Annotated in this window: 20 protein-coding genes and 1 tRNA gene; 11 read left to right on the top strand and 10 right to left on the bottom strand. The window is 70.2% G+C overall.

Annotated features, from left to right (window positions below; translation table 11 throughout):
- Nucleotides 1–53: 53 nt before the first annotated feature.
- The gene (locus tag ACFQ6S_RS21145; protein ID WP_383411779.1) at nt 54–713 is read right to left on the bottom strand and encodes a bifunctional DNA primase/polymerase; all 660 of its coding nucleotides are present in this window, start codon (nt 711–713) and stop codon (nt 54–56) included.
- Nucleotides 714–1,216: 503 nt separating this feature from the next.
- Between ACFQ6S_RS21145 and ACFQ6S_RS21150 the strand changes: the two genes are divergently transcribed.
- Nucleotides 1,217–2,728 (top strand): PP2C family protein-serine/threonine phosphatase, encoded by a 1,512-nt coding sequence (locus ACFQ6S_RS21150; RefSeq protein ID WP_383412956.1) that lies wholly within the window; start codon nt 1,217–1,219, stop codon nt 2,726–2,728.
- A 140-nt stretch (nt 2,729–2,868) separates the two neighbouring features.
- Nucleotides 2,869–4,362 carry an aminopeptidase P family protein gene (locus ACFQ6S_RS21155; RefSeq protein WP_383411783.1) on the top strand — a complete coding sequence of 498 codons (1,494 nt, stop codon included), beginning with the start codon at nt 2,869–2,871 and terminating at the stop codon, nt 4,360–4,362.
- A 125-nt stretch (nt 4,363–4,487) separates the two neighbouring features.
- Here ACFQ6S_RS21155 and ACFQ6S_RS21160 read toward each other — a convergent pair whose 3' ends face one another.
- The 3 genes from ACFQ6S_RS21160 to ACFQ6S_RS21170 all read right to left on the bottom strand — a co-directional run bounded on the left by ACFQ6S_RS21160 (nt 4,488) and on the right by ACFQ6S_RS21170 (nt 6,852).
- On the bottom strand, nt 4,488–5,321 hold the full coding sequence (locus ACFQ6S_RS21160; protein WP_383411786.1) for a triphosphoribosyl-dephospho-CoA synthase: 834 nt from the start codon (nt 5,319–5,321) through the stop codon (nt 4,488–4,490).
- Between the two features lie 10 nt (nt 5,322–5,331).
- Entirely contained in the window at nt 5,332–6,270 is a 939-nt protein-coding gene (locus ACFQ6S_RS21165) for an intradiol ring-cleavage dioxygenase (RefSeq protein ID WP_383411789.1), read from the bottom strand.
- 132 nt (nt 6,271–6,402) lie between these two features.
- Nucleotides 6,403–6,852 (bottom strand): ATP-binding protein, encoded by a 450-nt coding sequence (locus ACFQ6S_RS21170; protein WP_383411792.1) that lies wholly within the window; start codon nt 6,850–6,852, stop codon nt 6,403–6,405.
- 222 nt (nt 6,853–7,074) lie between these two features.
- On the opposite strand from ACFQ6S_RS21170, the gene ACFQ6S_RS21175 reads away from it, so the two are divergent.
- From ACFQ6S_RS21175 to ACFQ6S_RS21215, 9 genes are all read left to right on the top strand, one after another.
- Nucleotides 7,075–7,932: a hypothetical protein gene (locus tag ACFQ6S_RS21175; protein ID WP_383411795.1), complete on the top strand. Its 858-nt coding sequence runs from the start codon at nt 7,075–7,077 to the stop codon at nt 7,930–7,932.
- Between the two features lie 179 nt (nt 7,933–8,111).
- Nucleotides 8,112–8,849 carry a YcnI family protein gene (locus tag ACFQ6S_RS21180; protein ID WP_383411798.1) on the top strand — a complete coding sequence of 246 codons (738 nt, stop codon included), beginning with the start codon at nt 8,112–8,114 and terminating at the stop codon, nt 8,847–8,849.
- A 73-nt stretch (nt 8,850–8,922) separates the two neighbouring features.
- Nucleotides 8,923–9,588, top strand: a complete 666-nt coding sequence (locus ACFQ6S_RS21185) for an SCO family protein (RefSeq protein WP_383411800.1) — start codon at nt 8,923–8,925, stop codon at nt 9,586–9,588.
- Entirely contained in the window at nt 9,585–10,031 is a 447-nt protein-coding gene (locus ACFQ6S_RS21190) for a copper chaperone PCu(A)C (protein WP_383411803.1), read from the top strand. Before ACFQ6S_RS21185 ends, ACFQ6S_RS21190 begins: the two co-directional genes overlap by 4 nt.
- A gap of 13 nt (nt 10,032–10,044) precedes the next feature.
- Nucleotides 10,045–12,078, top strand: coding sequence for a copper resistance CopC/CopD family protein (locus tag ACFQ6S_RS21195; RefSeq protein WP_383411805.1), 2,034 nt, complete (start codon nt 10,045–10,047; stop codon nt 12,076–12,078).
- 8 nt (nt 12,079–12,086) lie between these two features.
- Nucleotides 12,087–13,403 carry an iron uptake transporter deferrochelatase/peroxidase subunit gene (gene efeB, locus ACFQ6S_RS21200; protein ID WP_383411807.1) on the top strand — a complete coding sequence of 439 codons (1,317 nt, stop codon included), beginning with the start codon at nt 12,087–12,089 and terminating at the stop codon, nt 13,401–13,403.
- A gap of 51 nt (nt 13,404–13,454) precedes the next feature.
- On the top strand, nt 13,455–14,387 hold the full coding sequence (gene pheA / locus ACFQ6S_RS21205) for a prephenate dehydratase (protein WP_383411810.1): 933 nt from the start codon (nt 13,455–13,457) through the stop codon (nt 14,385–14,387).
- 555 nt (nt 14,388–14,942) lie between these two features.
- Entirely contained in the window at nt 14,943–16,220 is a 1,278-nt protein-coding gene (serS, locus tag ACFQ6S_RS21210; protein ID WP_383411814.1) for a serine--tRNA ligase, read from the top strand.
- Nucleotides 16,221–16,297: 77 nt separating this feature from the next.
- A complete protein-coding gene (locus tag ACFQ6S_RS21215; RefSeq protein ID WP_383412958.1) occupies nt 16,298–17,077 on the top strand; it encodes an HAD family hydrolase in 780 nt (259 codons plus the stop codon).
- A gap of 131 nt (nt 17,078–17,208) precedes the next feature.
- On the opposite strand, the gene ACFQ6S_RS21220 is transcribed toward ACFQ6S_RS21215, so the two are convergent.
- The 6 genes from ACFQ6S_RS21220 to ACFQ6S_RS21245 all read right to left on the bottom strand — a co-directional run bounded on the left by ACFQ6S_RS21220 (nt 17,209) and on the right by ACFQ6S_RS21245 (nt 21,526).
- Nucleotides 17,209–17,296 (bottom strand) — tRNA-Ser (locus tag ACFQ6S_RS21220).
- 331 nt (nt 17,297–17,627) lie between these two features.
- Nucleotides 17,628–17,870, bottom strand: coding sequence for a hypothetical protein (locus tag ACFQ6S_RS21225; protein ID WP_383411817.1), 243 nt, complete (start codon nt 17,868–17,870; stop codon nt 17,628–17,630).
- A gap of 114 nt (nt 17,871–17,984) precedes the next feature.
- Entirely contained in the window at nt 17,985–18,704 is a 720-nt protein-coding gene (locus ACFQ6S_RS21230; RefSeq protein ID WP_383411820.1) for an ABC transporter permease subunit, read from the bottom strand.
- Between the two features lie 11 nt (nt 18,705–18,715).
- On the bottom strand, nt 18,716–19,627 hold the full coding sequence (locus ACFQ6S_RS21235) for an ABC transporter ATP-binding protein (RefSeq protein ID WP_383411823.1): 912 nt from the start codon (nt 19,625–19,627) through the stop codon (nt 18,716–18,718).
- Nucleotides 19,624–20,547, bottom strand: coding sequence for an ABC transporter permease (locus tag ACFQ6S_RS21240; protein WP_383411826.1), 924 nt, complete (start codon nt 20,545–20,547; stop codon nt 19,624–19,626). Before ACFQ6S_RS21240 ends, ACFQ6S_RS21235 begins: the two co-directional genes overlap by 4 nt.
- Nucleotides 20,537–21,526, bottom strand: a complete 990-nt coding sequence (locus ACFQ6S_RS21245; protein ID WP_383412961.1) for an ABC transporter ATP-binding protein — start codon at nt 21,524–21,526, stop codon at nt 20,537–20,539. Before ACFQ6S_RS21245 ends, ACFQ6S_RS21240 begins: the two co-directional genes overlap by 11 nt.
- Between the last annotated feature and the right edge of the window lie 236 nt (nt 21,527–21,762).

Genomic DNA, 21,762 nt, shown 5'->3' on the forward strand with positions numbered 1-21,762 from the left:
CCGGAAGATAACGACCGCACGCGCGTGCGCCGTTCCGCGCGCGCCGGACACCCCTACAACTCGGGTGCGCTCACACCCGTACGAGTGAGGGCCTCGACCACGGCGTCGACCACGGCCTCGACATCGGGCACCCACGGGGAGGCCGATCCGGGGAGCGGGGCGCGCTGCCAGGTGATCGGTCCCTGGCCCGTCTCGGACGGGGGCAGGGCGATGTAGCCGCCCTCACCGTGGAAGCGAAGGGAGCCGGGGACGAAGTCCTTGGCGTACAGCAGTTCGCCCAGCTGTTCCATGGAGTACGGCTTCACCAGGATCGCCCAGCGGGCGGGTGAGGCGACGACCGGGCCGAGGCGCATGCCCATGCGGTCGAGCGCGGTCAGGGCGTGCGCGGCCGGCAGGGCGGGCAGACTGACCGCGCAGGGAGCCTTGCCGCCGGTGGCGAGGATGATCGGCGCCGTCGGCCGGTTGCCCCACCACCAGCGCACCATGCGCTCGTCGGTGGTGGCCGCGAGGAGGCCGGGGTCGAAGGGGTGGGCACCGGGCACCGTGCACTCGGGATCGGGGCAGCCGCAGCGGGAGTGCCCCTGCGGGTGCGTCGCCACTCCCGGGAGTACGGACCACTGCCATTCCGTCGCGAAGGTCAGGGCCGCGCTGATCAGCTCAGGCTTCCCGTCGCCGCGCAGGAGCCTGCGTCGCTTTCCGAGGATCTCGCGCATGAGCGCTCGTTCCTTTCCGTTGCACCGCTGGCAACACCGTGGACCACATCACACCATGTGTCGATCACTTCACTGTGCGTACCTGTTGGCGCATCACACCCCTGCCTTGAGCAAGGGGAACCCCTATGGGCCGAGCGTTGGCTGCTTCCGCGGCAGCCTCGTCCATACTGCGTCTACCAAAAGCATGGGCGTGGCGTGGGGTGGCGAAGTCTGGCGTTTTGCCGTCGCGCGTATTTCTCTTCGCCTCCGCCACGGGAGGATGGGGCACGATCGTCAGTGGTTAAGACGCCCGGGTCCGTCGCCAGGTTCCGGGTGGTTCTCAACCACCCCTGGCCTTCACCGAGTACGTACCCATCACGACCGCTGTGACGCTCCGTGGAGCGAAACCAGTCGACCGCAATACCCCGTTCCCTGAGGCAGTTTTAAGCCAACTTTGCCTTTGCGCAAGAGGTCTACGAGGAGTGCTCTGGTTGCCCACGGACACCAGGAATCCCAGCAGGACAATGCTGGACATCCCCTTACGAGTGCGTGTACATGTGGAGACACTGCTAGCGGCGCAGAATGACATGGGGGTTTGCGATGCTTTTGAGCAATACGCACCGGTCGGAAAGCCGGACGCCATGAACGCCCCTCACCCTCCGAAAGTGGCCGGAATCGATTCGACGGTTCCCTCGCCCGCACACACTGTCGCGCCCGCGCCCGCGACCTCAGGAAGCTCGGCGGTCACCCCTCCGAACGCACCGGGCGCGCTGCTCCAGGACCGACTCGCCGGCTGGGTCTCGGACCTGACGACGCTCCACGAACTCACCGAGCGCCTGGCCCGTACGAGTGCGCTCGCCGAGGCCCTGGAGGAACTGCTGCGTGCCGGATCCGCCCTCGTCGGCGCCCGGCGCGGCCTGGTCGTCCTGGAACCGGCGGACGGACTCGGCCCCGACACGACCATCGGCCTCGGCCTGGCCCGCGCGGACCTCGGACACATCGAGACCGTGCCGCGCAGCGCGATGTCGTACGGCAAGATCCTCGACGGGCTGCCCGGCGGCGACGGCGAGATCGCCCAGCCCGACCTGCTCTCCGAGGACGGACTCGACCCCCGCCACCGCGAGGTCGCCGCCCGCCTCGGCTACGCCGCCTGCTACGCCCTCCCCCTGGCCACCGAGGAGGCAGGCCGCCTCGGCGCCGCCGTATGGCTGTACGACGAGCCCGCCGAACCGGCCGAGCGCCAGCGCCACCTCATCGGCCTGTACACCCGCTACGCCACCGAGCACCTGGCCCGGCTCCTCGAAGTCGAGCGCACGCGCGCGTGCATGCGGACGATGGCCGAGGAACTGCTCCCCTCCCGACTGCCCCGCATGGCCGGTGTCCAGCTGGCCGTCCGGCATCGCACCGGCCCGCGCGGGGGCGGCGACTGGTACGACGCGCTGCCGCTGCCGGACGCCGCGCTCGGCCTCGCGGTCGGCTCGGTGACCGGGTCGGGGCCCAGCGCCGTCGCCGCGATGGGACGGCTCAGGGCCAGCCTGCGGGCGTACGCCGTCATGGAGGGCGAGGACCCGGTCGCGGTCCTGTCCGATCTGGAGCTGCTGCTCAGGCTCACCGAGCCCGCCCGCTCCGCCACCGCCCTGTTCGCCTACTGCGAGCCCGCCCTGCGCAAGATCACGCTCGCCGGCGCCGGACACGCCCCGCCGCTGCTGATCGGCGACCGGCGCACGGAGTTCGTGGAGACGTCCGTCTCCGCGCCGCTGGGCATGCTGGCCTGCTGGGAGGCGCCGAGCGTGGAGCTGACCGCGGAAGCCGGAGAGACGGTTCTGCTGTACACCGACGGGCTGCTGCACCGCACCGGCGACCCCACCGACCGCGCCTTCGCCCGGCTGCACGCCGCGGCGGCCGGGGTGCCAAGGGCGATCCGGCACGACCCGGACGCCGTCGTCGACCACGTCCTGCGGACCGTGCTGCCGGGCGGGGTGGACCAGACGGACAGCGAGGAGGACGTCGTCCTGCTGGCCGCTCGCTTCGAGTAGCGGCCCGTGGCGCCTCGGTCACTCACCCATAACAGGCACGTGGTCTGCGCCATAGCAATGCCCGGCAGCAGATCCTTCGCTCCTGGGGACCGCTCGGTACGACCGTACGATGGACGGCGTCCAGTGCCGTATCGAGGAGGATGACCGCCGTGGCAGAAGAGCTCTCGGACTCTGTGGAATTTGCTGCTACCGCAGCGGGGCCGGAGACTGCCGAAGAAGAGCCCGTGAAGCAGCGCAAGAACGGCCTGTACCCGGGCGTGTCCGACGAGCTCGCCGAGAACATGAAGTCCGGCTGGGCCGACACGGAGCTGCACGGCCTGGAGCCGATTCCGCAGGCCGCCGAGACCGCCGCGCGGCGCGCCGCGCTGTCGGCGCGGTTCCCGGGCGAGCGTCTGGTGATCCCCGCGGGCAATCTGAAGACCCGCTCGAACGACACCGAGTACGCCTTCCGGGCGTCGGTCGAGTACGCGTACCTCACCGGCAACCAGACCGAGGACGGCGTGCTCGTCCTGGAGCCCGTCGCGGACGGGCACGAGGCGACGATCTACCTCCTGCCCCGCTCCGACCGCGAGAACGGCGAGTTCTGGCTCTCCGGCCAGGGCGAGCTGTGGGTCGGCCGCCGGCACTCCCTCACCGAGGCGGCGAAGCTGTACGGCATCCCGGCCTCCGATGTGCGCGAGCTCACCGACAAGCTGCGCGAGGCCACCGGCCCGGTCCGGGTCGTCCGTGGTTTCGACGCCGGCATCGAGGCCGCGCTGACCGACAAGGTCACCGCCGAGCGGGACGAGCAGCTGCGGGTCTTCCTGTCCGAGGCGCGGCTGGTCAAGGACGAGTTCGAGATCGGCGAGCTGCAGAAGGCCGTGGACTCCACGGTTCGCGGCTTCGAGGACGTGGTGAAGGTCCTCGACAAGGCCGAGGCGACCTCCGAGCGCTACATCGAGGGCACGTTCTTCCTCCGCGCGCGCGTGGAGGGCAACGACGTCGGCTACGGCTCCATCTGCGCCGCCGGACCGCACGCGTGCACGCTGCACTGGGTGCGCAACGACGGGGCCGTGCGCTCCGGTGAGCTGCTGCTCCTCGACGCGGGCGTCGAGACGCACACGTACTACACCGCCGACGTCACGCGCACGCTGCCGATCAACGGCCGCTACAGCGAGATCCAGAAGAAGATCTACGACGCCGTGTACGAGGCCCAGGAGGCCGGGATCGCGGCCGTGCAGCCGGGCGCGAAGTACCGGGACTTCCACGACGCCTCGCAGCGGGTGCTCGCCGAGAGGCTGGTCGAGTGGGGGCTCGTCGAGGGCCCCGTCGAGCGGGTGCTGGAGCTGGGCCTTCAGCGGCGGTGGACGCTGCACGGCACCGGGCACATGCTCGGCATGGACGTGCACGACTGCGCCGCCGCGCGCGTGGAGTCGTACGTCGACGGCACGCTGGAGGCGGGCATGGTGCTGACCGTCGAGCCGGGGCTGTACTTCCAGGCCGACGACCTGACCGTGCCGGAGGAGTACCGGGGGATCGGCGTGCGGATCGAGGACGACATCCTGGTGACCGAGGACGGCAACCGGAACCTGAGCGCCGGGCTGCCCAGGCGATCTGATGAGGTCGAGAGCTGGATGGCTTCTCTGAAGGGCTGACGTCGGATTGATGGCCGGGCACCGAAGGGGTGTCCGGCCATCGTTGCGGGTGCGGGCCGGTGGGGGCTGGTCGCGCCCACGCGGCGGGGCCGCATATTGATACGGCCCCGCGCCCCTTGAGGGCGTCAGGCAGTCGTCGCCCATCCCATGACCGGCAATGCGTCCAGGAAGAGCGCGCCTGCCAGGAGGCCCGCACTCCCCCGTGGGCTCCACCCGCGCGCGTGCAGGTCGGCGTCGAGTGCCGTCAGGGCCTCCGCGCCCGCATCCGTCGCCGTGCCGCCCGCTTCCATGACTCCACGGGCGCCCGCCTGGACGTGCCGCAGTCCGATCGGGCCCGCCGTGTAGAGGAGTTCGGTGTCCTGGAGGGTGGACATCACCGTGAGCAGGGCGTCCAGACGGGCCTGTTCCTCGGCGGCGCCGGACGCGCGGGCCCTGGTGAGCGTGTCCAACGCCCGCCGCACATGCGGGAATCCGGCCCGTGCCTCGCCCCGGGCCCCCGCGGCGCCGTACTTCGCGGACACCGAGGAGCCCCGGGAGGGCCTGCGCGGGGCGCGTTTGTCGGTGTGGGCGGCGATGCGCTTGGCGGTCCCGGCGACATCCCGCGCGCCGGCCCGGGGGTCGAGTGCGGCCGCGGCGACCAGCAGGCCCAGCGCCCACAGCGCACCCCGGTGTCCGCCGCCCGCGAGGTGCACCGAGTGCTCGGTGCACCTGCCGATCGCGCCGAGTTCCGTACGGAGCACCGGTGTCGGCTCGCCCGTGCGCCGGGCGGCGGCGGCCATCGCCGCGAGGCCCGGGGCGAGCGACTTCGCCGACCAGCGCAGCATGCGGTGGTCCCGGCGGGTGACGCGGGCACCCAGGTCGCGCGGGTCGGGCAGGCCCGGCTTGGGAGCCAGGGCCAGTTGCCCGGTCAGCGCGGTCACGGCGGCATGCGCCAGCGCCTCGTCCTCGCGGCTGCTCACGGCCGTACCCCTACGAGGAGGCGGAGGCCGACGGGGTGCCGCCGGGCGCGTCGCCCGGGGCGCCGCTCGGCGGGGCACCGCCCTCGCCGCCACCGCCGCCGCTGCCCGCGCCGGTGTTCTCGGCGTCGGGGTCGACGGCGACGGTGAGGAAGCCCTTGTAGCCCTTGGCGGGGTCCTTCTTGTGCACGGCCTTCAGGGTCAGCAGGCCGCTGGAGGCGCCGCCGCCGTCGTAGACCATGTCGTTGTCGAGCGTGGTGTAGCTGCCGGAGTGCTTGGAGTAGGGCTCCAGCGTGAAGATCTCCTCGGCGATCTCGTCGTCGAAGAACAGCTGGCCGGTGTAGTTGACCTTGCCGCCCTCGTAGGTGCCGTCCTCCTTCTGGCCGCCGGTGTGCACCTTCAGATGGATGTGGCAGGTGCGCGGGGTGTACCAACCGGGGAAGATCGTCTCGAACTTGACGACCCCGTTGGCGCCCGCGATCTGATAGCCGCGCAGATACGTGTCGTCGTCGGCGGTCGAGCCGTCCTCGCTCTCGGCGGGCGCGGAGCCGCCGGGGTTGGCCGTGGTGTAGCCGGAGTAGTAGCCCCAGGCGTCGCAGTGCCAGATCTCGACGGCCGCGCCCTTGACCGGGGTGCAGCCGTCGGTGGCGTCGACGACGGTGAGGCGCAGCGTCAGCGGGACACCGCTCTTGCCCTCGGTGATGTCCTTTCTCACCAGGGCACCGTCGAGGTGGTACGGGCCCTCGGTGACGCTCGACATCAGCGTCATGCAGCCGGAGCTCTCCGAGGCGCTCGCGGAGGCCGCGGCCGTGGCGTCGGTCGCGGTCGAGGAGGTGTCGGCGAAGGCGGACTGGTAGCCGGCGACGGCGAGGCCGCCCGCCGCGACCGTGCCTCCGGTCACCGCGATGGCGCGGCGCCGGGTGATCGACTTGTCCTTGTGGTTTCCCGTCATGGCCGGGAAATTACGGACGCCACCCATCAGGGGGTTGGGGTGGCGCTGTGCGCCGGCTGTGAGTGCTGAGAAAGCTGAAGCCGACGGCTTCGGGACGGCGCCGCAGGCCCGGCCGCGCCACCGCCGAGGCTGCTACACCGCCATCAGCGGCGCGTCCTTGCGCCACTTGAGGATCTTGTCGAAGCTCACCACCGCACCGCCCAGGCCCGGCTTGTTGCCGATCTGGACATGGTCGGCGAGTTCGCTGATGAGGCACAGGCCCCGCCCGTCCTCGGCGTCGGAGGGCGCCGGGCGCGGGGCGCGGTGGAGTGCCGTGAACCCCGGGCCCGAGTCGGCGACTTCGATGTGGCACTTCTCGCCGTCCAGATAGGCCGTGACGCGGTACGCCTGTGGCGAGCCGTCCTGGGTGGTGCCGCCGCCGTGCTCGACGGCGTTGGCGCAGGCCTCGCTGAGGGCGACGGAGAGGTCGTAACTGACGTCCGGGTCGACGCCCGCCGTCTCCATGGTGCCGAGCAACAGGCGCCGGGCGAGGGGAACACTCGCGGCTTCACGGCGCAGATGGAGTGACCACCAGATGCTCATGCTCCAGCCTCCTGGCCGCGGCTCGACATACCGTTACGTATTGCCGCGAGTGCCCGTCTGTAAGCACATCATTGACGTGATGCCGCCCATATGGTCGATGCGCCTACGAGGGAATCGGTGTATGTGGGGGCGGGCCACACCAGAAGGTGATCTTCCGCTCGTACGTCATCTTGTGGACCTGCCGTATGGCGGTCATAAGGCCAGTGCGATGATGAGCCCGCCATGACTGCCCCCCACCCGCGCACGGTGCGCTCCGGAAGCGATCTCCGGATACTGCGGGCCGCGGTGTTCGCCGCGGTCTGCGTCGTGCTGGCCGGGATCGGGCATGTGCTGGGCTCCTGCGCCACGATCCCGCTGTGGACGATGGGCGCGGGGTTCCTGGGGGTCCTTCTCGTCACCGTTCCGTTCGCGGGACGCGAGCGCTCGCTGCCCGGGATCGCGGCGCTGCTCGCGCTCGGCCAGACCGTGCTGCACACGCTGTTCGGGCTGGGGCAGCACGGGGCGGCGACCACCGGGGCGACGTCCTCGGCCGCGGCGTCCGACGCCGCGCTCGTCGAGCAGGCCGCGCGGCTCGTGTGCGGCACCGCGGCGGCGGCCATCAGCCCCGCACAGGCCCAACGGCTCCTCATCGAGGCGCGGATCGGCACGGGCACAGGCACGGGCACGGGCACGGACACTGGCGCGGGAGAGCACGCCGCGCACCGGTCGGCGGACGCCATGTCCGCCGTCACCGACTCCTCCGCCGCACTGCTGCCCTCCCTGCCCATGCTGCTGGCCCACGTGCTCGCGGCCGTCGTCGCGGGGTGGCTGCTGCGGCGCGGGGACCTGGCCCTGTTGCGGATCGTCGAAATGTCCGCGCCGTCGGCGCATTCGGTCGCCGAGGGGGCTCTCGTACGTTCTCTGCGCGGGGCGCTCGCGCTGGTGCGCGCCCTGCGTGCCGGACTGCCGGGCGCACCCGAGGCGGGCCCGCGCTTCCTGCGCACCGAGTCGCCCGCGCGGCGCGCGCCGCGCACCGTCGCCCTTCAGCACACGGTGATCAGGCGAGGCCCGCCGGCCGCCGCGCTCGACCTCGCCGCCTGACACGACGCGACCACCACACTCCACTTCCGTGGGGATGAGGGCCGCCGTCGTGCGGCACGCGTACGCGCCCAGGTTCTCCGATCGAGGCACATCTCCTTCCGTCTGATCGGGCACCCCTGCGCGCACGTACCCCTCTTCACCACCGGAATCCGAATCTCACTCACAGTGGAGTGCTCCGCATGAAGGCCTCTCGTATCGCCGCCGCAGGCGTCCTCGCCGGCACGACCGTGCTCGCCCTGTCCGTGCCCGCCTTCGCCCACGTCAGCGTGCAGCCGGAGGGCACCGCCGCCAAGGGCGGTTACGCGGTCGTCGACTTCAAGGTGCCCAACGAGCGCGACAAGGCCTCGACGACCAAGCTCGAGGTCACCTTCCCGACCGACCACCCGCTGGCCTCCGTGATGCCGCAGCCCGTTCCCGGCTGGAAGGCCGTGGTCACCAAGTCCACGCTGGACAAGCCGCTGGAGATGCACGGCAAGAAGATCACGGAGGCCGTCACCAAGGTCACCTGGACCGCCGAGGACAAGGGCATCGAGCCCGGCTTCTTCCAGAAGTTCCCCGTCTCCGTCGGCACCCTGCCCGAGGACACCGACGAGCTCGTCTTCAAGGCGATCCAGACATACGACAACAAGGAGGTCGTGCGCTGGATCGAGGTCCCGCAGGAGGGCCAGGACGAGCCCGAGAACCCGGCGCCCGTGCTCGAGCTGTCCGCCGCCGAGGAGGGTCACCACGGCTCGTCGTCCTCCGACAAGGCCTCCGACTCCGACGACGCCGAGGCCGCCTCCGCGAAGACCGAGGCCGCCGAGCCCGCCGACAGCAGCGACACCACAGCCCGCGTCCTGGGCGTGGTCGGCATCGTCGTCGGCGCGCTGGGTGTGGCCTACGGCGTGCTCGCCGGCCGTCGGCGCAGCGACGCCTGACGGCCTCTTCGGTTCACGGCGCGCGCCGGGCACCCGGTGCGCGCCGGAGCTCTCACAACTGGGACATTTTTCTATGCACACGAAGACCCGTAAGACGACCTTCGCGGCTGCCGCCCTGCTCGCCGCCGCGACCCTGACCCTGACCGCCTGCGGCAACGGCGACGACAGCGCCTCGCCCGTCACCGTGGTCTCCGAGGAGGCCGGCTCGGACAAGGCGGCCATCGTGCTCGACAAGCCGTTCGAGAAGCCGGACCTGGTCCTCACCGACACGAACGGCAAGAAGTACGACCTCCGCAAGGAGACCCAGGGCAGGCCGACGCTGATCTACTTCGGCTACACCAACTGCCCCGACGTCTGCCCGCTGACGATGAACAACATCGCCGTCGCCAAGAAGCAGCTGCCCAAGGCGCAGCAGGACGAGCTGAGCATCGTGTTCGTCACCACCGACCCGGAGCGCGACACCGCTCCCGCGCTGGGTAAGTGGCTCAAGGGCATCGACTCGCAGGTGGTCGGCCTGACCGGCGACTTCGCCACCATCCAGGCCGGCGCCCGCACCCTCGGTATCTCCATCGAGGCGCCGCACAAGGACAAGAACGGCAAGATGGTCTCCACCCACGGCACCCAGGTCGTGGCGTTCTCGCCGAAGACCGACGCCGGGTACGTCCTCTACACCGAGGACGCCACGGTCGAGGACTACACCAAGGACCTCCCCAAGCTGATCAAGGGGGAGAAGCCGTGAGGCGTCTCGTCGCGCCCGTCGCGGTACTGAGCGGAGCCCTGGTCCTGGCCGGCTGCGGTTCCGCGGATTCCAAGGCCGAACTGTCCGTCAGCGGCGCCTACATGCCGCAGCCGGTCTCCGACTCCATGGCGGCCGGCTTCCTGACGGTCACCAACAAGGGCGGAGCACAGGACGAATTGACGTCCGTCACCAGCGACGTGGGCGAAGTGACCGCCCACGAGACCGTCGACTCCTCGATGCAGCAGGTCAAGGACGCCGCCGTTCCCGCGCACGGTCAACTCGTGTTCAAAAGCGGTGGCAACCATCTGATGTTCGAGAAGCTGAAGCGGCAGCCGAAGCAGGGCGAGACGGTGACCCTGAAGCTCCAGTTCGCCGAATCCGGCACGGTCACGGTCCAGATGCCGGTGAAGTCGGCGACGTACACCCCGAAGAGCGGACACTGAGGGAGATATCGCCTTGACCCAGACCATCGCCCCCCGCGTCCGGACCCTGGTGCTGCTGCTCCTGGCCGCCACCGGTCTGCTCCTCGCCGGCGCCGGACCGGTCTCCGCGCACGCCGCGCTGACCGGCAGCGACCCCCAGCAGGGGGCGGTGGTGGACAAGGCCCCGACGCAGGTCTCGCTGACCTTCTCCGAGAAGGTCGCCCTGTCCGACAACTCCGTGCGCGTGCTCGATCCCAAGGGCAAGCGCATAGACCAGGGCGACCCGGCCAACCTCAGCGGCACGACCTACGCCGTGAAGCTCCACAGCGGCCTGCCCGACGGCACGTACACCGTCACCTACCAGGTGGTCTCCGAGGACAGCCATCCCGTCGCCGGCGCCTACACCTTCTCCATCGGCGCCCCCTCCCAGACCACCGTCTCCGTCTCCGGCCAGACGGCGGGCGGCGGGGTCGTCGGCGCGCTCTACGGCACCGGGCGGTATGTGTCGTACGCCGGTTTCATCGTCATGGTCGGCGGTGCCGCCTTCGTGCTCGCCTGCTGGCAGCGCGGGGCGGGTGTGCGGGCGCTGCAGCGGCTGACCGTCTCCGGGTGGCTCGCCCTGACCGCCGCGACGCTCGGCCTGCTGCTCCTGCGCGGCTCGTACACCAGCAGCGGCAAGGTCGGCGACATCTTCGACCTGGACCTGCTCGGGCAGGTGCTCCAGACCAAGACCGGTGCGGCCCTGGTGTCCCGGCTGCTGCTGCTCGCCGCGGCGGCACTTTTCATCGCGGTGCTGTTCGGGGCCTACGAGAAGCGGGAGGAAGAGGAGAAGCAGGACCTGACCTTCGGGCTCGCCATCGGCGGTACGGTCGTGGCGGCGGGGCTCGCGGCGAGCTGGGCGATGTCCGAGCACGCCTCGACCGGGCTGCAGGCCGGGATCGCGATGCCGGTCGACATCCTCCATCTGCTGGCCGTCGCGGGCTGGCTCGGCGGGCTGGCCGCACTGCTCGTCGCCCTCTACCGGGCGCCCGCGGACACACCGGTCGACGGGTCGGCGGTACGGCGGTTCTCGCGTGTCGCCTTCGGCAGTGTGCTGGCGCTGGTCGCGACCGGCATCTACCAGTCGTGGCGTCAGCTCGGCTCGTGGTCGGCGTTCACCGACACGCGATACGGCCAACTGCTGCTGGTCAAGATCGGGCTCGTGGTGCTGCTGGTGGGCATCGCGTGGGTCTCTCGGCGGTGGACCGCGCGGCTGGCGGAGTCGGTCGTGGTGAAGCCGCGGGAAGAGAAGGACGCGCTCGAGGGCGAGGGCGAGAAGGAGCACGCCGGCGCGCGGGTCGGTTCCTCCGGTTCCGGTTCGGCCGAGACGGGTGCTGCCTCCGGCAGGAAGGGTGCCTCGGCCGCAGCGTCCGGCGGGAAGGGTGCTTCGGCCCCGGTGTCCGGCAAGAAGGGCGCCACCGGCGCCGGATCCGACGAGAGTGACGGCGACTCCGACCGGGCCACGCAGCTCGCCCGGCAGCAGGCCGCGATCGACTCCGCACGACAAAAGCAGCGGCGGGACGCCGACCCCAACCGGTTCGGACTGCGCCGCTCGGTGCTGGCCGAGGCGGGCGTCGCGGTCGTACTGCTGGCCGTCACCACCATGCTGACGTCGACCGAGCCGGGACGTACGGAGGAGCAGGCCAAGGCGGCCACGGCGGCCTCGTCCGCCGATGCGGCGGCAGCCGGGGCGCTGACCCTGGACATGTCCTTCGACACCGGCGGCACGGACGGCAAGGGCGTCGTACGCGTCGACCTCGATCCCGCGCGCGTGGGCGGCAACGAGATGCATGTGTATGTGCAGCGGCCCAACGGACGCGCCTTCGACATCCCCGAGGTGAAGGTCGCCTTCACCCTGGAGTCCCAGGACATCGGGCCGCTGCCCGTCGTTCCCGACCACATCGCCACCGGACACTGGTCGGCGAGCGGAGTGCAGATCCCCATGGCGGGCGAATGGAAGATCGCCGTGACCGTGCGGACCTCCGACATCGACCAGGCCACCGTCTCCAAGAACGCGCAGATCGGCTGAACCTCACCATGGCTGACCAGTCCATTCCGGAGGCCCGCACTCCTGAGAAGGCACTTGACGGCAAGACCGCACTCGACGACGGTCTTCCGGCAGGCGCCGCCGACAGGGAGGGCATGTCGCGACGACGGCTGCTCGGGACCGCCGGTGCCACCGGGCTGGTGCTCGGCGCGGCCGGCGGGGCCGTGGGTTACGCCGCCCGGCCGGCCGAGGCTACGCCGCTGACCTCGCTGGGGGCCGATCAGGTGATGTTTCACGGGAAACATCAGCCCGGCATCCTTCAGGGACTTCAGGCGCGCGGGCACGTCGTCGCCTTCGACCTGGCGGCGGGCGCGGGCCGCAAGGAGGCGGCGGCGTTGCTGCGCCGCTGGTCGGAGACGGCTCGGCGGCTGATGGCGGGCGAGGCGGCACAGCAGGACGACACGGATGTCGCCCGGGACGCCGGGCCGTCGTCGCTGACGATCACCTTCGGCTTCGGGCACAGCTTCTTCGCCCGGACCGGGTTGGAGAAGCAGCGCCCGGTCTCCCTGGATCCGCTGCCCGACTTCTCCTCCGACCAGCTCGACAAGGCGCGCAGCAACGGCGATCTGTGGGTGCAGATCGGCGCGAACGACGCCCTGGTCGCCTTCCACGCCCTGCGCGCGATCCAGAAGGACGCGGGCAAGGCCGCCAAGGTGCGCTGGCAGATGAACGGCTTCAACCGCTCGCCGGGTGCCACCGCGCACACCATGACGGCCCGCAATCTGATGGGCCAGATGGACGGCACGCGCAATCCGAAGCCGACGGACGCCGACTTCGACCAGCGGATCTTCGTCCCGGCGTCCGGCTCGAAGGACCCGGCCTGGATGGCGAACGGCTCCTACGCCGTCGTACGCCGTATCCGCATGCTCCTCGACGACTGGGAGCAGCTCTCGGTCAAGGCCCAGGAGGACGTCATCGGGCGCCGCAAGTCCGACGGGGCGGCGCTGTCCGGGGGGACCGAGACGACCGAGATGGACCTGGAGAAGACGGACCGGGCCGGGAATCTGGTCGTCCCCATCAACGCCCACGCACGCATCACCAGGCCCGACCAGAACGGCGGGGCGGCGATGCTGCGGCGTCCCTTCTCCTACCACGACGGCATCGACACGGACGGCGTGCCCGACGCGGGCCTGCTCTTCATCTGCTGGCAGGCCGACCCGCTACGCGGCTTCGTCACGATCCAGCGCAAGCTCGACCGGGGCGACGCACTGTCGAAGTACATCCGCCACGAGGCGAGCGGCCTCTTCGCGGTGCCGGGCGGTGCGGCCGAGGGGGAGTACGTGGGGCAGCGGTTGCTGGAGGGGTGACACGACGGAGAGGCGTGCGCCGGGTTTCGCAAGGCCCATTAGGGTGAGGTCATGCCAGCGAGCTATGCCTATCTCGGCCCCGAGGGCACCTTCACCGAGGCCGCCCTGCGCACGCTTCCCGAGGCCGCCACCCGGGAGCTGATCCCTTACGTGTCCGTGCAGTCCGCGCTCGACGCGGTGCGCGTCGGCGAGGCCGAGGCCGCGTTCGTGCCGATCGAGAACTCCGTCGAGGGCGGTATCACGACCACGCTCGACGAGCTGGTCGCGGGCGCGCCGCTCATGATCTACCGCGAGGTGCTGCTGTCGATCACCTTCGCGCTGCTGGTCAGGCCGGGCACGAAGCTGTCGGACATCAAGACCGTCTCCGCGCACCCGGCCGCCCAGCCGCAGGTGCGCAACTGGCTCAGGAACAACCTCCCCGACGCCCACTGGGAGTCGGCCGCCTCGAACGCGGACGCCGCCCGCCTGGTCCAGGAGGGCCAGTACGACGCGGCCTTCGCCGGCGAGTTCGCCGCCGCGCTGTACGGGCTGGAGGCCCTGGAGACCGGGATCCACGACGCGGAGAACGCGCAGACACGCTTTGTGCTGGTGGGCCGGCCCGCGCGGCCCGCGGCGCCGTCCGGCGCGGACAAGACGTCCGTCGTGCTGTGGCAGCGTGACGACCATCCCGGTGGACTGCGCGATCTCCTGGGTGAGTTCGCCACGCGCGGCATCAACCTGATGCTGCTCCAGTCCCGGCCGACCGGCGCGGGCATCGGCAACTACTGCTTCTGCATCGACGCCGAGGGCCACATCTCCGACCGCCGGGTGGCCGAGGCGCTGATGGGGCTCAAGCGGATCTGCCTGGAGGTGCGCTTCCTGGGCTCGTATCCGCGGGCGGACATCAAGCCGGGGGATGCGGAGCGGCCGCGCCTGGGGACGTCGGACGAGGCGTTCGTGTCGGCGGCGGACTGGGTGGCGCGGTGCCAGGACGGGCGGTTCTGAGGGCCGTCGGCCTTCGGGCGCGGGGCTGGATTTCCGCCGGTCCTACCAGCCGATCGTCGTTATCCACAGGAGTTATCCACAGGTACTCATCTCGACCTGGGGACAAGTCGACAGGGGAAGGTGAGTCTGTCGACAAATCGCTCTCCAGGCCGTCTCCGCGTCCACCGGCGCGCAAGTCACCCTTCGTCCACTCTTTTCCTTTGGGCAATCCTTTGGGGCGACCGATTTCCACTCGAAAGTGCGGGTGGAGTGAGTTTGTCCTGGGAATCCTCAACTTGATCAACGTGTTACGGAGTGATCAATTCCGGCATCCACAGTCCATCCACACACCCTGTGGATAACTCTTCGGAGGTTGGGGATCCCTGTGGACAACCGAGGCCCAAGTCCCTTTCTCCACAAGGGATTCCGGTCAACCGGCCGCCTCACGCTTGCCCCGTCCCAGGGAGTGAGACGCTCTTTATTGACACGTTTCGCAATTCGCCCATAACTGAACGTAAGCCGCAGTTCGGAATAGCGGGTCGTGGGCTGTCACCCCTCCCCGGTAGCCTTGAGCGCGTGATTGACCTTCGCCTGCTTCGTGAGGACCCCGACCGAGTGCGCGCCTCGCAGCGCGCCCGTGGAGAGGACGTCGCGCTCGTCGACGCCCTCCTGTCTGCCGACGAACGGCGCAGGTCGTCCGGCGTCCGCTTCGACGAGCTGCGTTCCGAGCAGAAGTCGCTCGGCAAGCTCATCCCCAAGGCCTCTCCCGAGGAGCGCGTGGAGCTCCTGCAGAAGGCGGAGCAGCTCAAGGCCGACGTCAAGACGGCCGAGGCCGCGCAGAACGACGCCGATGAGGAGACCAAGCGCCTCGCGTTGCGGCTCGGCAACCTCGTCCACCCCGACGTCCCCGTGGGCGGCGAGGAGGACTTCGTCGTCCTCGAGACGCACGGCACCATCCGCGACTTCGGGGCCGAGGGCTTCGAGCCCAAGGATCACCTGGAGCTCGGCGAGGCGCTGGGCGCCATCGACGTAGAGCGCGGCGCCAAGGTGTCCGGCTCCCGCTTCTACTACCTCACCGGCGTCGGCGCCCTGCTGGAACTGGCGCTGGTCAATGCCGCGATCGCCCAGGCCACCGAGGCCGGGTTCACCCCGATGCTCACCCCGGCGCTGGTCCGCCCGCGCGCCATGGAGGGCACCGGCTTCCTCGGCCAGGCCGCGGAGAACGTCTACCACCTGGAGAAGGACGACTACTACCTGGTCGGCACCTCCGAGGTCCCGCTCGCCGCGTACCACATGGACGAGATCCTCGACGCGGACAAGCTGCCGCTTCGCTATGCGGGCTTCTCGCCGTGCTTCCGCCGCGAGGCCGGCACGTACGGCAAGGACACGCGCGGCATCTTCCGCGTGCACCAGTTCGACAAGGTCGAGATGTTCTCGTACGTCGCCCCCGAGGACGCGGAGAACGAGCACAAGCGGCTCCTGGACTGGGAGAAGCAGTGGCTCACCGGCCTCGAACTGCCCTTCCAGGTCATCGACGTGGCCTCGGGCGACCTGGGCTCGTCGGCATCCCGCAAGTACGACTGCGAGGCGTGGATCCCGACCCAGGGCAAGTACCGCGAGCTGACCTCGGCATCCAACTGCGACGGCTTCCAGGCGCGCCGGCTTGCCGTCCGCATGCGCGACGGCAAGAAGGTGCAGCCGCTGGCGACGCTCAACGGCACGCTGTGCGCCGTACCGCGCACCATCGTGGCGATCCTGGAGAACCACCAGCAGGCCGACGGCTCCGTCCGGGTCCCCGAGGTGCTGCGCCCGTACCTGGGCGGTCGTGAGGTCCTGGAGCCGGTGGCCAAGTGAGCGGCACGGCTCCCGCCGGGGATTTCGAGGACGCTTCGGCCGGGCTCCCGACCAGCTCGGGAGGATTCCCGTACAGGCTGATCGCGACCGACCTCGACGGAACGCTCCTGCGCTCCGACGAGTCGGTCTCCCGGCGCACCCGTGACGCCCTCGCCGCCGCCACCGAGGCGGGCGCCGCACACATCGTCGTCACCGGCCGCGCGGTCCCGTGGACCCGGCACATCCTCGACGACCTCGGCTACCGGGGTCTCGCCGTGTGCGGCCAGGGCGCGCAGGTGTACGACGCCGGCGAGCACCGCCTGCTGACCTCGGTGACCCTGGACCGGCAACTGGCGGGCGTGGCACTGGCCAAGATCGAGGCCGAGGTCGGCCCGCTGTTCCTCGCGGCGAGCCGTGACGGCCTGGACGGCGAGGTCCTGGTGGGCCCCGGTTACGCGGTCACGGGCAGGCTCCCGTCGACCCCTTTCTCGGACGCGTCGGATCTGTGGACCGCCCCGCTGAACAAGATCTATATCCAGCATCCGGACCTGTCGGACGACGAGCTGGCCGAGGCGGCCCGCCAGAGCGCGGGTGGCTTCGTCACCGTGGCGATGGCGGGCGAGGGCATAGTGGAGCTGCTGCCCCTGGGCCTGTCCAAGGCGACGGGCCTGTCCCTGGCGGCTCGCCGCCTGGGCCTCAAGGCCGCGGACACGATCGCCTTCGGTGACATGCCGAACGACATCCCGATGTTCGCCTGGGCGGCGCATGGCGTGGCGATGGCCAACGCCCATGAGGAACTGAAGGCGGTGGCGGACCAGGTGACGTCCTCGAACGAGGAGGACGGGATCGCGGTGGTGCTGGAGCGGTTGCTCGGCTGAGGCTGCGAGCACGTCGCCGCGCGTGGCGCTCGGCGGAACGGGTGGGCACGGGCGCGGCCTGCGGCGCCGGGTGCCCGGTCAACGCACCTCAAGCCCCGCAGGCCGGGCCCAGCCCCAGTGGCAACGTCTCGCGGAGGATGCACGAATCGAACGTGCGCGGGCTTTTCAGGCCCGACCTTGGCTTAGCAAGCCAGTGCCTTACCACTCGGCCAATCCTCCGGGTGGGCGGCCCACGCGAGAGCGACATCGCGTGCTCGAAGCGGCCGCCCCGGGCAGCTCCCCGTGCGGTTCGGACTCTACGGAGGAGTAGGGATTACCCCGGAGCCCGCCGCCGGCTGCCCTGACGGGAGTCGGACGTACTGCCGTGCATGGACATCGTCCGCTCCTCTCCCAGAACGTGGCGCCGGACTCACCGTCCGGCGATGTGGACATAACCACTGTGCCTGTACGCCGAGTTGGGCGCCACTGATTAAAGAGGCCCGGAAAGGCGTCGTACGCCCTTTACCGCCGACGTCTCTTACGGCCAACGTCTCTTACCGCCGAACGTCCCTTACTGCCGACGCCACTTGCGCCGGCGCCCCTTGCTGAAGAACCACCCGGCGGGCGGTTCGTCGGAGCGCCACGGCTGCGGTTCGGGCTTCTCACGGCGCCAGCGGGCGGCCAGCATCCGGGCCCGGGCGGAGGGTTCGGAGGTCTCGGCCGCGCGTATGAAGTCGTCGTCCAAGACCAGGTCGTCCCAGGTGTCGTCCCCGGAGCGTTCGCGATCCCCGTGCTGCGACGTACCGCCTGCCATCCCCGTCCTCCAGTTCGTGCAGTGCACCACCTTTGCCCAGTGTGCCCGGACAGAGGTGAAGCGCCCGTCAGGAGCGGGCCCCGTCAGGGGCCCGGCTCCTTACTCCCCGCCTGCCTACTCCTCACCCGCCAGCGTCAGCGACCGCAGCTTCTGCCCCGCGTACCAGGTGGCGAGGGCGGTGACCACCACCAGCAACACCGTTGCCGTGGGCAGTGCGACGTCCGACGTCACCATGTCCCCGCCGGCGACCTTCTGGGCCACCGCCAGCGACCACTGCTGGACGCTCAGCGTGCGCGCGCCCGACACCAGGGAGCCGAACAGGGCCTCCCAGACGAGCGCGTAGACGAGCCCGAAGACCACCGCGTGCCGGGACACCGTCCCGAGCAGCAGGAAGATCGCCGCGTACGCGATGGAGGCGACCAGCGCGGCGACCGTGTAGGCGACGGCGATCTGCTGGCCGTTGCCGTTCAGGATGAACCCGGCGATGAAGGTGGGCAGTGCCGAGAACACCATCGTCACGGCGATGGCCACGATCAGCTTGGTGAAGATGATCGTCGGCCGCTTCACCGGCTTGGACAGCAGATACACCACCGAGCCGTCGTCGATCTCCGGCCCGATCGCACCGGTGCCGGCGATGACGCCGATGATCGGCACCATGGTGGCCAGCGCCAGTCCGCCGAGCAGGTCCGACGCGGTCTGGTCGTCGGCGCCGGCGAGGGCGCGCACCACCACGGAGATCGCGATGAGCAGCAGGGGCAGGGCGCCCAGGATGAGGGCCCGGCGACGGCCGAGCAGGGCCCGGTAAGTGAGTCGGGCGACTGTGGGGTCGTACATCTTTCGGCCTCCTACGCCGCGACCAGATACGAGAAGACGGACTCGAGGGACTCGTCGGACGGCGAGACCGTGAGCAGGCGGATGCCCTGGTCACGCGCCACCCTGGGCAGCAGGGTGGTGAAACGGCCGAAGTCGACGGCCTGGATGTGCAACGCGCCCTCGGTGAGGTCGACCTCGATGCCGGACGTCGACGGGTCGGCGATCAGCGCGGCCGCGAGAGCGCGGTCGTCGCTGGAGCGCACCAGATAGCGGTGCGGGCGGTCGGTCATCAGGCGGCGGATCTTGCGGAAGTCACCACTGGCCGCGTGCCGGCCGGCGACGACCACCTCGATGTGCCAGGCGAGTTGCTCGACCTCTTCGAGGATGTGGGACGAGAAGAGCACCGTGCGGCCCTCGTCGCCCATCTTCCGCAGCAGGTCCATCAACTGCATGCGCTGACGCGGGTCCATGCCGTTGAAGGGCTCGTCGAGCAGCAGCAGCGAGGGGTTGTGCACCAGGGCGCTCGCCATCTTCACGCGCTGGCGCATGCCCTTGGAGTACGTGGAGATCTTCCGGTCCTGGGCGTACTCCATCTCGACCGTGGCCAGCGCCTTCTGGGCGGCCTTGGCGCCCAGGCCGTGCAGCTCGGCATTGGCGACGACGAATTCGCGGCCGGTGAGGAAGTCGTACATCGCCTCGCGCTCGGGGACGATGCCGATGTGCTTGTAGATCGCCTCGTTGCGCCAGACCGCCTGGCCGTCGAGGGTGACGGTGCCGGTGGAGGGGGCGAGGAAGCCGCCCATCATGTTGATGAGGGTGGACTTTCCGGCGCCGTTGGGGCCGAGGAGGCCGGTGACGCCGGGGCCGATCGTCATGGTGATGTCGTTGACGGCGACCACGTTGCCGAACCAGCGGGAGACGTGGTCGATCTGGAGCGTGGTCACAGGCCCACCTTCTTGTAGCGGCGCAGCAGGAGGCCGTAGCCGGCGGCGATCAGGCCCAGGCTGACGAGGACGTAGACGACGCCTTGACCGTTGCCCGGGCCCACTCCGCCGGGGAAGGCGGAGCTCGCGCCCAGGAAGGCGGACTGCACCCCGTCGATGAGCGTGACCGGCGAGAAGAGGCCGATCCAGGCGATGGCGTCGGCGCTGCCCCCGCCGTTGATGGACTGCGCGTCGGCGATGGCCTGAAGCGTGGAGACGGCGCCGTAGGAGATGGTCATCACGGCGATCACGGCGGCGATGCCGAAGCCGCGGCGCGGGGTGACCGAGGCGATGACCAGGCCGATGCCGGCGAACAGCAGTGAGAGCAGGGCGACGGACACGAGTCCCTGTGCGAATCCCTTGGTCTGGTCGGCGAAGTCGAGCTTGGCCAGCAGCGCGCCCACATAGAGCACCAGCAGCGGCGCCGCGGTGAGGATGAACAGCGCGGAGGCCAGCGCGGCGAACTTCGCGCGGACGTAGTCGGCGGTCTCGATGGGTCGCGAGAAATACAGCGGCACGGTCTTGAAGCGCAGGTCGCGCGAGACGGACTGGGGCGCCTGCGAGGCGACGTACAGGCTGATCACGGCCTGCATGATGATCGCGTAACGCGTGTAGTCGACGGGCAGGTCATTGGCCTTGGTGGCGACCGCGACGGCGACCATGATGGCCGCGGGCACGCACATCACCACGAACAGCAGCATCGGCAGCACCTTGGACTTCACCGAGCGGCCGAGGCCGTAGGAGCCGCGCAGGGACTGCGAGTACAGCGAGCGGGTCGCGTAGGAGCGGCCGAGGCGGGGACCGTCGTAGTTGCGGTACCCGATGTTGTGGATGCGGGTCTGGTCACCCGGCTGTGCGGCTACGGGGTGCTCAACTGCCATGGCCGACCGCCTCCTTCCGCTGTGCGCCGGTGCCGGTGCTGGTGCTCTGCTCGCCGTCGGTGAAGACCTCCGAGATGTGGTGCCGGCGCTGTTCCATGCGCACCAGGCCGAGGCCGAGGTCGGCGACCACGTCGCGCACCAGGTCGTAGGTCTCCTCGCCCTGCGCGGTGAGCAGCAGGATGTGGCCGGCGCCGGGGAGGCCGCCGCTGCCGTCGAGGACGTCCACCCCGCGCGCGTGGAGCGCGTCGCGCACCGCGCGGGTGCCGTCCGGGTGGTCGTCGGTGTCGGTGACCTCGATGGCGAGGGTCGTCGTGGTCTGCGTGAAGTCGGTGGTGGAGCTGGAGCGCAGGAGCTTGCCGCCGTCGATGACGACGACGTGGTCGCAGGTGCGCTCCAGCTCGCCCAGCAGGTGGGACGTGACCAGGACCGAGATGCCGAAGTCGGTGTGGATACGGCGGATGAGGCCGAGCATCTCGTCGCGGCCGACCGGGTCGAGGCCGTTGGTCGGCTCGTCCAGGAAGACCAGCTGCGGGTCGTGCACCAGGGCCTGCGCCAGCTTCACGCGCTGCTTCATGCCGGTCGAGTAGCCGCCGATGGGGCGGTAGCGCTCCTCGTACAGGCCGACATGGCGCAGGGTGTCCGCGGTGCGCTCGCGCGCGGCGGTGGGCGGCAGGCCGGACATGCGGGCCATGTGCACGACGAACTCGGTGGCCGAGACGTCGGGCGGCAGACAGTCGTGCTCCGGCATGTACCCGACCCGCTCGCGGATGGCGCCGCCCTTGGTGGCGACGTCGAGTCCGAGCACTTCGGCACGGCCCTCGGTGGCGGGGGACAGACCCAGCAGAATCTTGATCATGGTGGACTTGCCGGCTCCATTGGCTCCGACGAGTCCGGTCACCCCGGGCCCGATGTCCATGGTCAGCCGGTCAAGCGCGGTCACCCTGGGGAACCGCTTGCTCAGGCTTTCGGTCGCGATCACAGTCACGCTTCGAAGGTAGTGACGCCTACCACGCCGGTCGTCACCCCGCAGAGCTGTATTCGGGTCAGACTCCAGGACTACGGGGCCCTAGGGGTCACCCTGAGGTCGAACAACGAGGGCCTGGTTTTCCACATCTGCGGGGTTTTCCACAGCTCTCGACGGCCCTATTGACGCAGCCTCTAACAACTGTCACATTCACCGGTGTCAAGTTACGGGCACGTACCGCAGTCGGCGTG

The organism is Streptomyces sp. NPDC056479, from assembly GCF_042795335.1.
Lineage (GTDB): Bacteria > Actinomycetota > Actinomycetes > Streptomycetales > Streptomycetaceae > Streptomyces.

What these genes read in the sequence shown, in the direction of transcription:
- ACFQ6S_RS21145 (WP_383411779.1), bottom strand. Translation starts at nt 713, where the DNA reads ATGCGCGAGATCCTCGGAAAGCGACGCAGGCTCCTGCGCGGCGACGGG.
- ACFQ6S_RS21150 (WP_383412956.1), top strand. Translation starts at nt 1,217, where the DNA reads ATGCTGGACATCCCCTTACGAGTGCGTGTACATGTGGAGACACTGCTA.
- ACFQ6S_RS21155 (WP_383411783.1), top strand. Translation starts at nt 2,869, where the DNA reads ATGACCGCCGTGGCAGAAGAGCTCTCGGACTCTGTGGAATTTGCTGCT.
- ACFQ6S_RS21165 (WP_383411789.1), bottom strand. Translation starts at nt 6,270, where the DNA reads ATGACGGGAAACCACAAGGACAAGTCGATCACCCGGCGCCGCGCCATC.
- ACFQ6S_RS21170 (WP_383411792.1), bottom strand. Translation starts at nt 6,852, where the DNA reads ATGAGCATCTGGTGGTCACTCCATCTGCGCCGTGAAGCCGCGAGTGTT.
- ACFQ6S_RS21175 (WP_383411795.1), top strand. Translation starts at nt 7,075, where the DNA reads ATGACTGCCCCCCACCCGCGCACGGTGCGCTCCGGAAGCGATCTCCGG.
- ACFQ6S_RS21180 (WP_383411798.1), top strand. Translation starts at nt 8,112, where the DNA reads ATGAAGGCCTCTCGTATCGCCGCCGCAGGCGTCCTCGCCGGCACGACC.
- ACFQ6S_RS21185 (WP_383411800.1), top strand. Translation starts at nt 8,923, where the DNA reads ATGCACACGAAGACCCGTAAGACGACCTTCGCGGCTGCCGCCCTGCTC.
- efeB (WP_383411807.1), top strand. Translation starts at nt 12,087, where the DNA reads ATGGCTGACCAGTCCATTCCGGAGGCCCGCACTCCTGAGAAGGCACTT.
- pheA (WP_383411810.1), top strand. Translation starts at nt 13,455, where the DNA reads ATGCCAGCGAGCTATGCCTATCTCGGCCCCGAGGGCACCTTCACCGAG.
- ACFQ6S_RS21225 (WP_383411817.1), bottom strand. Translation starts at nt 17,870, where the DNA reads ATGGCAGGCGGTACGTCGCAGCACGGGGATCGCGAACGCTCCGGGGAC.
- ACFQ6S_RS21230 (WP_383411820.1), bottom strand. Translation starts at nt 18,704, where the DNA reads ATGTACGACCCCACAGTCGCCCGACTCACTTACCGGGCCCTGCTCGGC.
- ACFQ6S_RS21240 (WP_383411826.1), bottom strand. Translation starts at nt 20,547, where the DNA reads ATGGCAGTTGAGCACCCCGTAGCCGCACAGCCGGGTGACCAGACCCGC.